14 protein-coding genes and 1 pseudogene are annotated in these 12,357 nt (G+C 50.7%); 4 read left to right on the forward strand and 11 right to left on the reverse strand.

What is annotated here, in order from left to right:
- From KNO72_RS12105 to secA2, 3 genes and pseudogenes are all read right to left on the reverse strand, one after another.
- Positions 1–87 (reverse strand): annotated as a pseudogene (locus tag KNO72_RS12105) (IS200/IS605 family transposase); the annotation flags it as partial.
- A gap of 321 nt (positions 88–408) precedes the next feature.
- Entirely contained in the window at positions 409–1,212 is an 804-nt protein-coding gene (locus KNO72_RS12110; protein ID WP_214758285.1) for an SLAP domain-containing protein, read from the reverse strand.
- Positions 1,212–3,578, reverse strand: coding sequence for an accessory Sec system translocase SecA2 (gene secA2 / locus KNO72_RS12115; RefSeq protein ID WP_214758287.1), 2,367 nt, complete (start codon positions 3,576–3,578; stop codon positions 1,212–1,214). The genes KNO72_RS12110 and secA2 overlap by 1 nt, the downstream gene beginning before the upstream one ends.
- A gap of 252 nt (positions 3,579–3,830) precedes the next feature.
- Here secA2 and KNO72_RS12120 point away from each other — a divergent pair, with 252 nt between their 5' ends.
- Positions 3,831–5,126 (forward strand): Y-family DNA polymerase, encoded by a 1,296-nt coding sequence (locus KNO72_RS12120; protein ID WP_214758289.1) that lies wholly within the window; start codon positions 3,831–3,833, stop codon positions 5,124–5,126.
- Positions 5,123–5,452 (forward strand): YolD-like family protein, encoded by a 330-nt coding sequence (locus KNO72_RS12125; RefSeq protein WP_214758291.1) that lies wholly within the window; start codon positions 5,123–5,125, stop codon positions 5,450–5,452. Before KNO72_RS12120 ends, KNO72_RS12125 begins: the two co-directional genes overlap by 4 nt.
- Here the strand turns inward: KNO72_RS12125 and KNO72_RS12130 are convergent.
- Together KNO72_RS12130 and KNO72_RS12135 are read right to left on the reverse strand one after the other, a co-directional pair.
- Complete coding sequence (locus KNO72_RS12130) at positions 5,449–7,005, reverse strand: SulP family inorganic anion transporter (RefSeq protein WP_251028344.1); 1,557 nt, start codon at positions 7,003–7,005, stop codon at positions 5,449–5,451. The two genes, KNO72_RS12125 and KNO72_RS12130, sit on opposite strands and share 4 nt — an antisense overlap.
- Positions 7,006–7,138: 133 nt before the next feature.
- On the reverse strand, positions 7,139–8,551 hold the full coding sequence (locus KNO72_RS12135) for an NAD-dependent epimerase/dehydratase family protein (protein WP_214683886.1): 1,413 nt from the start codon (positions 8,549–8,551) through the stop codon (positions 7,139–7,141).
- Positions 8,552–8,686: 135 nt separating this feature from the next.
- On the opposite strand from KNO72_RS12135, the gene KNO72_RS12140 reads away from it, so the two are divergent.
- A complete protein-coding gene (locus KNO72_RS12140) occupies positions 8,687–8,875 on the forward strand; it encodes a hypothetical protein (protein ID WP_214758295.1) in 189 nt (62 codons plus the stop codon).
- Position 8,876: 1 nt separating this feature from the next.
- On the opposite strand, the gene KNO72_RS12145 is transcribed toward KNO72_RS12140, so the two are convergent.
- Both KNO72_RS12145 and KNO72_RS12150 read right to left on the reverse strand, forming a co-directional pair.
- On the reverse strand, positions 8,877–9,176 hold the full coding sequence (locus KNO72_RS12145; RefSeq protein ID WP_214758297.1) for a hypothetical protein: 300 nt from the start codon (positions 9,174–9,176) through the stop codon (positions 8,877–8,879).
- 2 nt (positions 9,177–9,178) lie between these two features.
- Positions 9,179–9,385, reverse strand: a complete 207-nt coding sequence (locus tag KNO72_RS12150; RefSeq protein ID WP_012726890.1) for a helix-turn-helix transcriptional regulator — start codon at positions 9,383–9,385, stop codon at positions 9,179–9,181.
- A 176-nt stretch (positions 9,386–9,561) separates the two neighbouring features.
- Between KNO72_RS12150 and KNO72_RS12155 the strand changes: the two genes are divergently transcribed.
- Positions 9,562–10,062: a hypothetical protein gene (locus KNO72_RS12155; protein WP_214758299.1), complete on the forward strand. Its 501-nt coding sequence runs from the start codon at positions 9,562–9,564 to the stop codon at positions 10,060–10,062.
- A gap of 38 nt (positions 10,063–10,100) precedes the next feature.
- Here the strand turns inward: KNO72_RS12155 and KNO72_RS12160 are convergent, their stop codons facing one another.
- The 4 genes from KNO72_RS12160 to KNO72_RS12175 form a co-directional block, all read right to left on the reverse strand.
- Positions 10,101–10,748, reverse strand: a complete 648-nt coding sequence (locus KNO72_RS12160) for a hypothetical protein (RefSeq protein WP_214758300.1) — start codon at positions 10,746–10,748, stop codon at positions 10,101–10,103.
- 11 nt (positions 10,749–10,759) lie between these two features.
- On the reverse strand, positions 10,760–11,224 hold the full coding sequence (locus KNO72_RS12165) for a GNAT family N-acetyltransferase (RefSeq protein WP_078147292.1): 465 nt from the start codon (positions 11,222–11,224) through the stop codon (positions 10,760–10,762).
- A 68-nt stretch (positions 11,225–11,292) separates the two neighbouring features.
- Complete coding sequence (locus KNO72_RS12170; protein WP_078147293.1) at positions 11,293–11,628, reverse strand: hypothetical protein; 336 nt, start codon at positions 11,626–11,628, stop codon at positions 11,293–11,295.
- Positions 11,629–11,857: 229 nt separating this feature from the next.
- Complete coding sequence (locus KNO72_RS12175; RefSeq protein WP_214758302.1) at positions 11,858–12,289, reverse strand: hypothetical protein; 432 nt, start codon at positions 12,287–12,289, stop codon at positions 11,858–11,860.
- Positions 12,290–12,357: the final 68 nt, after the last annotated feature.

Consider the following 12,357-nt stretch of genomic DNA (forward strand, 5'->3'; position numbering starts at 1 on the left):
ACGTTTAATCGTTTCGCTCGATACATTTCCAGCGGTGGAGACGAAATAGGATCGTGTCCAGAGACTCGGCAAATGTTGAAGATGAGGAACTCGGCCTGTGCCGGCGTCGGGTGGAGCCTGTATTTATAGCCTTTCAGCATGTCCGTCCCTCCTCCCTCCAGAAGATCGTGATGTGTCCTCCTCGTCCGATACCCGCGGAAGGGGAGGGAGAATCTGACGGAATCACGAACTTTTGTTCGTCACATCTGTCACAGGGGGAAAAGACGTTTGGACTGGGCGATTCATCTCCCACCTACGCTAGGCTTCGCCCCGAGACGCTTGGAGGAGGGAGAATTCTCGCCTGATTTAGTTAAATTTTTGTATAGAAATAGACCTAATTTCCTTTACAAAATTAGGTCTATTTGCCTATTATTGTTTGATGCGAACAGTGAACGGTCCATCGCCTTCAATTTCTTCAAATGTGACCGATACCGGGTACGCATGTTTCCCGTGAACTGGCTCTTCAAGACGAATCATCGTAAAGCCGACCACGTCCTCCCCACTCACGAGTTCAAGCGGGAGCTTCTCGACGTTCAAATGGCGGTCGTATCCGTTGCGAAGGAGAATCGTCGCCGTGACGTCCGTCTCTTCCTTCTCCACCGATACGAGCATCAAGTTGAACTCGTTCTCCCCGACTGGCGGCGTCGAGATGTTCGTCCGCATGAGCTGTTGCCATGCAACCTTCGAGAACTTCGCTTCTTCTTCCGGTGACACGGGCTGAAGCGGGTCAATCGGGTTCATTTGGAAGACGAGTCGGAGCGAGTCGTACGACTCCACTTCCCCGAACATCTCATCCAAGAAGAAGTCTAAATAGACCGGTTTGCTCGTCCACGCCTCAAAGCTCGGCAATTCAGAACGTCCGAGGACCTTCCGTCCGATTGGGACGTTATTCGCGTCTAGCAAAAGGACCGGTAAGTCGTTGATCTCGAACGAGCTCGGAAGCGTGTTGCGGAACAACGCCACGATCGACAAGTCATGCCCGATTGACTCGACATTCAACAACTCAATCGAGAGCTGATTATCGAGAAGTGGTGGAAGTCGTTTCGCATGATAACGGAAGACGTACTCGTCCTCTTTCGGGATCCCCATCGCGTCGTCGATGACGAGCGTCAATTGGCGCCCTTCCTCTTTATTTCCTGTCTCAATCTGTTTACGTTTACGAAATCCTAACATTATACTTCCTCCTCTGCCATCTCAGCGAAATAACGGTCGAGCTGGCATAGTTCCGTCGTGACATCCCGTGCGATATTGATATACGTCTGTTCGAAGATTTCTAGTCCTTCTTTTCCGAACTGACGGCTCGGGTCTTCCTGACCGTAGCTGCGAAGCCCGATCCCTTCTTTCAATCCGCTCATCGTCGTCAAATGGTCCGTCCACTTCATGTCGACGGCGCGGAGAAGCGACTCTTTGGCGAAGAGGACGATGTCGTCCTGTTCGAGGCGCGACGCCGTCGCAGCGATGATCGCCTCCATCCAGTCGTTTAAAGCATCCTTCAGTTCACGCGTATCGGCGATGTCTTTTGACCATGTCGGCTCCTGCATCGTCAAGTAGCGCAAGTCTTCTTTCAACTCATCAATCGGCCATTCCTCAGGTACGAGTTCATCCGACACATGCATGTCGATGCTGTTCTCGAGGGCGAGACGCATCATGCCGAGGACGTTTTTCGTGATGGCATCCGCATCGGCGTTGACGGCCTGGTTACGAATCGTATAGATGATATTGCGTTGCTCGTTCAAGACGTCATCGAGTTTGAACAAGTAGTCCCGAATCGAGACGCCGAGTCCTTCGATCGTCGTCTGCGCATATTCGATGATCTCGATCGCATCTTTCGACGAGACCTCACCTGTCGCGCTCGGCTTTAATTTTTTCTCCACGCGTTCTAGTTTCTGCGCCGCATAACGTTTCACGATCTCATCTTCGAGCGAGACGAAGAACTCGGTCGCACCCGGGTCGCCTTGACGTCCCGAACGACCGCGGAGCTGGTTGTCGACACGTTTTGACTCGTGGCGCTCCGTCCCGATGACGAAGAGACCGCCCGCTTCCTTCGCTTTTGCGTCGAGCGTGATGTCTGTCCCACGTCCGGCCATGTTCGTCGCAATCGTCACTTTGCCGAATTGACCGGCGTCCGCGATGATGTCGGCTTCCTGAGCGACCGTCTTCGCGTTCAACACGTCATGCTCGATCCGCTTCTTCTTCAAGTGCTTGCTGATGGCTTCCGATTGTGCGATTGAGGTCGTCCCGATCAAGATTGGACGTCCCGTCGCATGCAGTTCTGCCACTTTCTCAGTGACCGCCGCATACTTTTGCTCGGTCGTCATGAAGATGCGGTCCGGATGGTCGACACGCTGACGTTTGCGGTTCGTCGGCACTTGGACGACGTCCATGTTGTACGTCTTCAAGAACTCTTGGCGCGACGTCTGGGCCGTCCCCGTCATCCCCCCAACGAGCGGATACATGCGGAAATAGTGCTGAATCGTAATCTCCGCCGTCGTCTTGTTCTCTTCGGTGATGGTGACGCCTTCTTTCGCCTCGAGCGCCTGATGCAACCCTTCCGACAGGCTTCGTCCTTCCATGATGCGTCCTGTGAACAAGTCGATGAGTTCAATCTTGTCTTCTCGGACGATATAGTCGACGTCAAGCTCAAACAAGACGTTCGCACGGAGCGCCTGGACGAGATAGTGATAGAGCACCTGGTGTGAGGCGCTGAACAGGTTGTCGATGGCGAACAGCTCTTCAATCTTGACGATTCCTTCTTCCGTGAACGTCGCAGATTTCGACTCGAGGTCGACCTCGTAGTCGGTCTCCTCGAACTCAGAAATGATCTGTTGTGCCAACTGTTTCAACCGGATATGTGACCGGTCCTTCTGCGCGATGATGAGCGGCGTCTTCGCCTCATCGATCAAGATGCTGTCGACTTCATCGACGATGGCGAAATGGAAAGGACGTTGGACCCGTTCTTCCGGCTTATGGACAAGGTTGTCACGCAAGTAGTCGAACCCGAACTCTGTCCCGACCCCATACGTGATATCCGCCTGATATGCGGAACGCTTCTCGTCCGCTTCGATGTCAGGGACGTTCAAACCGACCGTCAACCCGAGGAAGTCATGGATCTTCCCAATTTGTTCTGCGTCACGTCTCGCCAAATAATCGTTCACCGTGATGACGTGGACGCCTTTTCCTTCAAGCGCCTTGACGTAACTCGGCAAAGCGGCGACGAGCGTCTTCCCTTCTCCCGTTGGCATCTCCGAGATGTTCCCTTCGAGGAGGGCGAACCCACCGATGAGCTGCACGTCATAGTGACGCATGCCGAGCACACGGACTGACGCTTCGCGGACGAGAGCGAATCCTTCTTCCGCGATGTCATCCACTTTCTTTCCATCCAAAAGACGTGCTTTGAGCGTCTCCGTATATGTACGCATCTCGTCATCCGAGAGGGCTTTCATCGTTGTCTCTAATTCATTAATACGCGCGACCCGTCGTTCGTACGCTTTCAAACGCCGGCTTTGATCATTCGTTAACTGTTTTACAAATTGGATCACACTAATAGCCTCCATCTTTCTATCAATTCATCACTTACATACTCGTCTATTATAACGAAAATCGAACCAATTCGGAGACTTTTTTACGAAAACTTCCTAAAAGTTGGTTTTTAGACACGTGAAAACCTATAAATTTTGGTTAATTTTCAAAAAGTATTTGTAAAAATATTTTCAATTCACTATTTGAGATGACGTGAGACCGTGTTACGATGAAAAAAACAGAACATTTGTTCGTAAAAAGGAGTGGTAACGATGCGCAGACGAATCTTTTGTATCGACAGCGTCTCGTTCTATGCCAGTTGCGAGTGTGCCGCGCGCAACAAAAATCCTTACAAGACAAAGCTCGTCGTCCTCTCGAACCTCCAGGACAGCGGGGCACTCGTCCTCGCGGCGACCCCGAAGATGAAGCAGCTCGGAATCAAGACCGGGTCACGTCGTTTCCACATCGACCGCCTCCCGTGGCACGAACGACGGGACGTTTTATATGCCGAGGCGCGGATGAGTCATTACTTGAACGTCTCCATCCAAATCATCCATATCCTCCATCAGTTCGCCCCGCCCGAGGCGATTCGTGTCTATTCGATTGACGAGACGCTCGTCGATATGAGCGGGACGGAGCGGCTGTTCGGGAGTGACGAGCACGTCGCCCACCTCATGCGTGCGACGATTTTTCGCTATACAGGGATTCCCGTCACCATCGGCATCGGACCGAACAACGTCCTCGCCAAGCTCGTCCTCGATTTGCATGCAAAAAAGGAAGGTGTCGCCACGTGCCTTCTCCAAGACGTCGAACGGCTCATCCATCCGGCTCCGATCGAGAAGATGTGGGGTGTCGGCACGAAAATGGCGGTCCACCTGCAGCGGCTCGGCATCTGGACGATCGGGGATTTGGCCCGTTATCCGCTCGAATCCCTTCATGAAAAGTTCGGTGTCATCGGTGCAGAACTTTGGCATCACGCTTGGGGCATCGACGAGTCGCCGACCATCCTGCCGGCGAGCTCTTTGTTCGGTGCGAAACGGACGCGACCGAAGTCGATCGGACACGGTATCACTCTCATGAAAGATTACACGACGTATTCCGCAATCCGGCTCGTCTTACAAGCGATCGCGGTCGAAGTCGGCATGCGAACCAGGCAAGCGGGACTCGTCGGAGGGACGATCCATCTCGGGGTGCGCTATACGCGGACGAGCGATCGGGCTGGCTTCAGTAAACAAAAGAAGCTCCCCCGCTTCACAGCGGACGAGCAAGAGTTTCTCCCGATCTTATTGCAGCTATTTTTAGACGGCTGGGAAGAGACGGAGGCCGTCCGTTACGTCTCGGTCGCTCTCGGCAAGCTCGAGCCACGGAGCGATCACGTCCAGTTATCGTTCTTCGAAGACGAATGGGCGAAAGCGAAACGGCTCGACTTCCTCGATTTGATTGACGGCCTGAACGTCCGGTTCGGTCGCGGCACGATCCGACCGGCGTCGAGCCTACTAAAAGACAGTCCGCTCCGGACGCGCCAACGTCTAATCGGCGGACATAAACAAGGAGGCGATTCCTCATGAGCAAGACCCGCTATCGTGACCGGGGTGAGTTGAAATGGATCCCATTTCTCATGCCCGAGCACGTCGCCCTACTGAAACGTTATTATGCCCAAATCCAAAAGATCGAACTGCCCGACTTGGACGAACAGCTCCTCTATATTTGGCAGACCGAGCTCGAACGAGCCATCCGTGAAGGCGACCAAGTCGAGGTGACCTTGTTCGTAGACGGCTTGACGACAAGCATGCGCGGCTACGTCCACGCCATCTATTATGCCGAGCGCGAAGTCGAGCTGTTCGACGGCGAGGTGCGGCGCGTCCCGTTTGGCGATATCTTGTCCGTTCGTTAAGACGCCTCGATCGCTTCCTGGGTCGTCTCGAACGTCTCGATCCCGTCAAGCAGACCATAGTGAGTAAGCGTCGCGCGGACCGATGGCGACAGATGTGCGAAGATGACATGCCGGTCGGCTGCTTTCAGCTCGGTGACGACACGCCGCAACTCTTCGACCGCGGTCACGTCGATGACGGGACAACGATGGAAGTTGAAGATGAACACGTTCGGTTCCCGATGGATGTGATGGAGGACGTGCTCGAACAACTCGACCGCACCGAAGAAGAGCGGACCTTCGACACTGAAGACGATTTGGCCGTCTCGCGTGACGTACCGTTCTGTCCGTTCACGCACATCGATCGTATCAGCCATTCGTTTCGCGAAGAGTGCGAGCGCACAGATGACGCCGACCTCGACGGCGACGACCAAGTCGACGAATACCGTCAACAGTAGCGTGACGAGAAGGACGAGCGACTCGGATGAACGATGACGCAACATCACCATCACGTGATGACGTTCGGACATGTTCCAGGCGACCCGCATCAAGATCGGAGCGAGTGCGGCGAGTGGCACGTAACTCGCGAACGGCGCGAGGACGAGCACTGCGATGAGGACCGTGAGTCCGTGGATGACACCGGCACGTCGGCTGACCGCTCCCGCCTGAATGTTTGTCGCCGTCCGGGCGATGGCACCTGTCGACGGGATCCCACCGAAGAACGGTGTGATCACGTTCGCGAGACCTTGCCCGAACAGTTCCTTGTCCGGCTTCATCTTCGTCCCCGCCATCCCATCAGCGACCGTTCCCGATAAAAGTGATTCGAGTGCGCCAAGGAAGGCGATGGCGAACGCGGACGGAAGGAGCGTTGTGATCAAGTTTAGGTCGATTGTGAGCCAGTTGAATTCTGGCAGTCCGCTCGGGATGCCGCCGTAGGCACTTCCGATCGTCGCGACCTCACCCGGGATGAGGACACTGACAAACGTCGGGACGAGCATCGCCATGAGTAAAAGGGGTAAACGGAACGGCAGCTTCGGGACGAGCCAAAGCGTCAAAAAGCCGATTCCGGCAATGACGATCGGCCAAGGACTCGCTTCGGGCAACGCCTGACCGAGGCGAAGCAAGTTCTCGTGAAAATGTGGCGCCTTCTCAAACGTGACCCCTAACAACTCATCGAGCTGGTCGACGAAGATGACGACGGCAATCCCAGCCGTGAAGCCAATCGTGACGGCCCGGGGCATAAACCGGATGAGCCGTCCGACCCGGAGCACGCTCATGAGGAGCAGCAACATTCCGGCGAGAACGGTCGTGACGAGCAATCCCTTATATCCGTATGCGAGGACGACACCCGAGACGATCGGGATGAACGCTCCCGTCGGTCCGGCAATCTGGAACGTCGAACCTCCGAACAGGCTGACGAGGATTCCTGCGAAGATGGACGTGTAGAGCCCATACACCGGCGGGACGCCTGAGGCGATGGCGAATGCCATGGCGAGCGGGATGGCGACGACACCGACCGTGATCCCGGCCGAGATGTCCTTTTGCCACATCTCACGCGTGGAGAGTGAGTCTTGCATCATACATTCCTTCTTTCCAATCAGTTCAAAAGCGAGTTTAGTGTACGCCTGGAAAGAGGGCTTGTAAACGGATTGAGAAAAACGTTAACAGAATGTACAAAAGAAAAAGACGCACCTTTCGATGCGTCTCCCTTCAATTCGTCGGAGCCTCTACGACTTGATCGCCATCTTCCGCGTCTTTCGCCAGCAACTTCACATGACGACCGAATAACCACATGACGACGAGATGGGCTTTCGCCTGTGTCTTCGTATAGAACCACCACGGGAGGGCCGGTACGAACTCATGGATGGCGACGAGTCCTTCATCCGACTCCGGTAAGCGTCTAAACTCGAGACGCCCTGTCTGATCCTCTTCACTTAACTTGACGAACTTGCCCCCGTCAATCGCAAAGGATGCCATATCGTCCGTCGCTTCCTGTTCAAGCGATAGATGAAGCGCGACGAACGACGGATCGAGCAGCGCAATCTCCCAATCATCATCTTCTTTCGTCGTCTGAATGAGCGGATACATAAAACGACCGAGCCATTCAAAGTACGTGTCCGCCATCCAAAGCGCCGACTTTTCTTCCGGCAGACCGAACCGCTGAATCGAACGGACCGTATACGATTTCGGTTGCTTTTTCTTCTTACCGCCCGAGGACTGCTTCTCTTCTTCCTCAAGCGCATGTTCGACCGCCTGTTTGAACGGAATCTCTCCCTGGCCGATACCTTCGACCGTGTCTTCCGCGACCATCGCGTGCCCCATGCTCTCGACGAGCGGATAGACGGTCGCCTTCGGTTCACCCGTGACCGCCATGACCCACAGGCGCGACAGTTTGATTGTCGGGAACGGGAAGTCGATCAAGACGCGACGCTTGTCCATGACTTCGGCTGTCTGTTCGATCATCTTCCGATACGTCATCACCTCGGGACCCCCGATGTCGATATGACGGTCATAAAGCGACTCGGCACCGACGACCGAGATGAGCGCCTGAACGGCTTCACGGATGTCGATTGGATGTGTCTCCGTTTTCGTCCAGCGTGGCAAGATCATCGTCGGCAACCGTTTGACGAGCTTCGCTAAAATCGGGAACGACGAACCTTCCGGACCGATGATCAGTCCAGCTCGAATCGTCGTTACCGGTACTCCTTGTCCGCCGAGGATGCGTTCGACCTCAAGTCGACTCTTCAAATGACGCGACAACGTCTTCTCTTGCTTCGGGATGATTCCGCTCAAATAGACAATCTGTTCGATGTCGTTCGCCTTCGTCGCCCGGGCGAAGTTGTCCGCAATGAGCGCATCCATGTCCTCGAACGTCGCTTGCGTCAAGCCGCCGTCCGGAATCATCGAGTGCACGAGGAACATCGCGTAATCCGCGCCCTCGCATGCTTCTTTGGTTGCCTCATATGAAAATAAGTCACAGGCACGCCATGTGATATGGGCCTCATCTTCTTTATTTTTCGTTGATCGCGATAACGCGATGATGTCGTACTCTTCTTTTAGCTGCTCCATCACGTTCGAGCCGATATAGCCGCTCGCCCCCGCAATGACAATCGTTTTCCGCATAATGGTCACTCCCCTAATTATTCGCATAGAGGTAATGTACCCTTCTTTTTTAAAAGATAAATCAGTCTAAGTATGTAGAGCCTGCTCGACCGATTCATACTAAAATGAGAATAATTAGAAAAAGGAGGGATATTCATGGGATTTTGGTACTTTCTTTTGCTTGGGTTGGGAATTATCCTCATCGTGCGAGGGATTGCAAGTAGCGCGAAACAAGGTGGATTGATTTTAGTCGGGCTTGTGATGGTCGGGGTATCCATATTTATGTTCCAAGATGGCAGCGCGGACTTGATCGCGAATTGGTTGGATCAAATCACCGGTCGATAAATCATGTCCTGCGAATCACAGCAAGATAAATTGACGATCCGATGCTTTGTATGAAAAAGACAAGCATGACAAAGTAGATGAAATAATATTGATCGAAAACTTGAAAAACTGCGACGAGGGCGACACCAACATAGACACCGATTGACAACATCGAATAAGAAATCGATTTGACTTTTAAGGCGATCTGTCGCCCTCGTTCGTCTTGTGATTCGATTTTTCGTTCAAAGTTCGCCTTATAAAGTTCTGAGACAATTACACCAACAATCAAGACAAGAATTCCATACAGCAATACTTGATCCATCTTCACTCCTCCTCATATGTAAATAATGCGGGTAGTTCTTCATCGAGTACCGCCGCAATTTTGAACGCAAGGATGAGCGACGGGTTATACTTGTTTTTCTCAAGTGCAATAATCGTTTGACGACTTACTCCGACTGAATCAGCCAATTGTTGCTGGGTCCAGCCTTTCTTTGCACGACTGAGGAATATTTGATTTTTTAACGTCACCATCGCCTCCTCATTGTATTCAAGTTCAGTGTAAACTATTTTTTACTAAATGTTAAGAATATATTACATAAAAAAGATTTTAAACCAAATATACCCTTTAGCATGTAGCTATCATCCACGTGAATCGTCTGAAATGACACTACATTACGATGCGACTTTTATATGGAGGGAACACGACAATGAAACAGTTCAAACGAGTAAGTGTCCTTGCGTTATTCGCCTTGATTGGATTTGCTCTTTTCCATTATGCGACTGAGTCGAAGACAGGTTCCGCTGCATGGACGACAGAAGCTGCGACACATCACTTCAAAGATATCTTAGAAGCGCAGCGAGAGGCGATTGAAGCGCATACTCCTCTTGAGAATATCGAGCGAACGAAACTGTCACACGAAGATGACGTCGTCCGGCTCCTCCTCGGTCAGCGGGATTGGGTCGAGCAATTCCACTATACGATTCAGGAGGTACAAGTGGACGAAAAAGGTGGACTTCTATACGCAAATGCTTATGTGACAAGAAATCTTCAATTTGAGAGTGGTGTCACGACCGGGCTTGGTGACGAGATGACGATTCAATTGACGTCTCCGAATGAGACAATCGAAGAGGTAGAGCTCGACAATCATAGCGTGACACAATCAGGCCAACCCTTTTTCAAACGCTGGATCAGTCGAGTGTTTGACTGAACAAATCCCACTTTCCGATTGGAGAGTGGGATTCTTTTTTAAAACGATAAATCTAAACCAGTACCATCATCAAGAAGTTCTCCGCTTTTAGCGGTATAGTCAACACGAATCTCGGCTCGCTTCAGGATGTCGTTCTCTTGTAACGCAGACATCCACGTCCGAACTCGCTCTTCGTCATCGGCTTCCGGCTCCCGATGAAGCGTCAATAAGATTGTCGGCGAAACGTCGGCTGTCTGATAGGCGATTGGATTTGCCGAGGAGACATCGAGTTGTCGGATACTTTCTTCGTCATATAGGACGATATAGGTGATGTCTGCACCAAACGCCGTATCAATCGAATCTTCAATCACCTCTGTGACCGCATCTTCCCATTTGGATGAGAGAAACGTATCAACGATTTCTCCGGTCGATTCATTCTCGTAAACATAAAATTCCGTTCCCGTCACCGAATCCACCGCAATCGCCGCATACTCAAACGGAAAGTTTCCCATGTTGTCGAATAATACGTCCTCTGTCACTTCAGCATCTTTGAATCGCTCGAGTACATATGATTCAGCCATCTTCATCACTTTTGCTTCCTCATCGGGATCTGGTTGCATCGACCGATAAAAGGCAAATACCAACCCCGCCACCCCAATCACAATCACACCAAATCCGACCAAAAGCCACTTCAAGTAACGTTTCATATCGACTCCTCTCATAACTGTTTGTTCATGGCGATGGACGCTTCTTGGAATCCGAGTCGTTTATATAATCGCTGTGCGTCTGGATTCGTACCGAATACACTTAGTCCAATGGATGTTGCGCCAAGTTCTTCTGAGACCACTTTTTCAAGTTTCTCAAACACCGCTGTCGCATACCCTTGCCCACGGTACGTCTCTTCAATCAAAATGTGATAAATGAAGATGCGTTTCGATTCAGCTTGAAACGCATACCACAAAATCCCGACACGAGTGTCTCCGTTCATCACATGAACAATCGTCTGTCCATCCTCGGGTTGATTGTCTGGGAAAAGATTCCGAATCAATTGAGTCGATTCCTCTTGCGCCAACACCAACGGAAGTTGATAGTTGCGCGCGACATCTTTTGCATAATCGTCAATCAACCAAGTCACATAATTCGCGATTTCTGGTCCCGTCATCCTGGCAAAATGAATGGTCATCTGTTTACCCCTAAACGTTTTCCCTTAGTGTAACATACAATTTTTGGAATCACCGTTTCTAGTGAAGTTCAGGATTTTGTAAAATTATCGTATGTTATAGGCGTGAATTCAATTTCATATGCTTCACCAAGCGCTACTTGCAAACGCTCCGAAAGTAAGTCCCCTTCACGATTATGTTGCTCCACCTTGATTTCCCATCCTTTAGCAAGTGTATCCGTGTCCCAGTCAATCCATTCTCCGAATCGACTAACCCATTCATAGAAATCACGCTTCAATTGGTCAGAAATCGTAAACTCATTCAATTCTATATTGTATCGACAGGTCGCACACCATGTCGGGTCCGCCCCCACATCCGACTCTATCGTAATTCTTTTCAAATTTTCACAATCACAAATCCTTTTCATTCATTCGCCCCCCAGGTTTAAGGTTAGATTCTGCATACTTATTCAAAATTAGGAAGATATCCTTTTGATTTATTCAGTCGAGAAATGTAGAGATGAAAATGGTGTGCAGATTGTCTTTCATACAATTGATGGCTTAAGTGGATTAGATGAGACTAGTTGGTTATTCCCTTATTCAGTGACACGAACTAAAGAAAACCATTGGTCTAAGCGAACGAATGATTTTCTAGGTTTAATATAATGTGTCTTTAGCAACTTCATTTGTCGGATCTAGAACAAGAATTTTTTTCGCGATGGACTTTGCTTGTTCATCACTTACAATCTTTTCTGGGACGATGTTCAGAAATAACAGGTTCTCTAAGCGCTTCACATCTGCAGCATCAGTCAAATCCACGGCTCTTTGAGCATGGTATAAGGAAGAGGTATAAGCCCCTTCAATGTGGCAAAGGGGCTGTGATAGGACTTGAAAAGCTAAGTCATGTAATTTATCGTCCTCTGTGTCCAATAACAGATAGACGAGTACGGAGTAATTCGACAGATTTTCATTATCATACGCCAAAGTTAATAAATCATTTTTAAATGTTTCAAAATCAGTAGTTTGATAGATGTCTTTTACTTCTTTAAACCGGCCTGACACAATTAAAGTTTCTAAATTATTTGACACTGTTTATACACCTACGCATTACTTATTTCTTTTTCTCCATGGATTATGGTAATGAAGCATTTGTGCAC

Source organism: Exiguobacterium sp. s123 (genome assembly GCF_018617075.1).
GTDB classification, from domain to species: domain Bacteria; phylum Bacillota; class Bacilli; order Exiguobacteriales; family Exiguobacteriaceae; genus Exiguobacterium; species Exiguobacterium profundum.

Excerpts from the sequence above, each read along its gene's own strand:
- KNO72_RS12110 (WP_214758285.1), bottom strand. The coding sequence starts at position 1,212 with ATGTTAGGATTTCGTAAACGTAAACAGATTGAGACAGGAAATAAAGAG.
- KNO72_RS12120 (WP_214758289.1), top strand. The coding sequence starts at position 3,831 with ATGCGCAGACGAATCTTTTGTATCGACAGCGTCTCGTTCTATGCCAGT.
- KNO72_RS12125 (WP_214758291.1), top strand. The coding sequence starts at position 5,123 with ATGAGCAAGACCCGCTATCGTGACCGGGGTGAGTTGAAATGGATCCCA.
- KNO72_RS12130 (WP_251028344.1), bottom strand. The coding sequence starts at position 7,005 with ATGCAAGACTCACTCTCCACGCGTGAGATGTGGCAAAAGGACATCTCG.
- KNO72_RS12135 (WP_214683886.1), bottom strand. The coding sequence starts at position 8,551 with ATGCGGAAAACGATTGTCATTGCGGGGGCGAGCGGCTATATCGGCTCG.
- KNO72_RS12140 (WP_214758295.1), top strand. The coding sequence starts at position 8,687 with ATGGGATTTTGGTACTTTCTTTTGCTTGGGTTGGGAATTATCCTCATC.
- KNO72_RS12145 (WP_214758297.1), bottom strand. The coding sequence starts at position 9,176 with ATGGATCAAGTATTGCTGTATGGAATTCTTGTCTTGATTGTTGGTGTA.
- KNO72_RS12150 (WP_012726890.1), bottom strand. The coding sequence starts at position 9,385 with ATGGTGACGTTAAAAAATCAAATATTCCTCAGTCGTGCAAAGAAAGGC.
- KNO72_RS12155 (WP_214758299.1), top strand. The coding sequence starts at position 9,562 with ATGAAACAGTTCAAACGAGTAAGTGTCCTTGCGTTATTCGCCTTGATT.
- KNO72_RS12160 (WP_214758300.1), bottom strand. The coding sequence starts at position 10,748 with ATGAAACGTTACTTGAAGTGGCTTTTGGTCGGATTTGGTGTGATTGTG.
- KNO72_RS12165 (WP_078147292.1), bottom strand. The coding sequence starts at position 11,224 with ATGACCATTCATTTTGCCAGGATGACGGGACCAGAAATCGCGAATTAT.
- KNO72_RS12170 (WP_078147293.1), bottom strand. The coding sequence starts at position 11,628 with ATGAAAAGGATTTGTGATTGTGAAAATTTGAAAAGAATTACGATAGAG.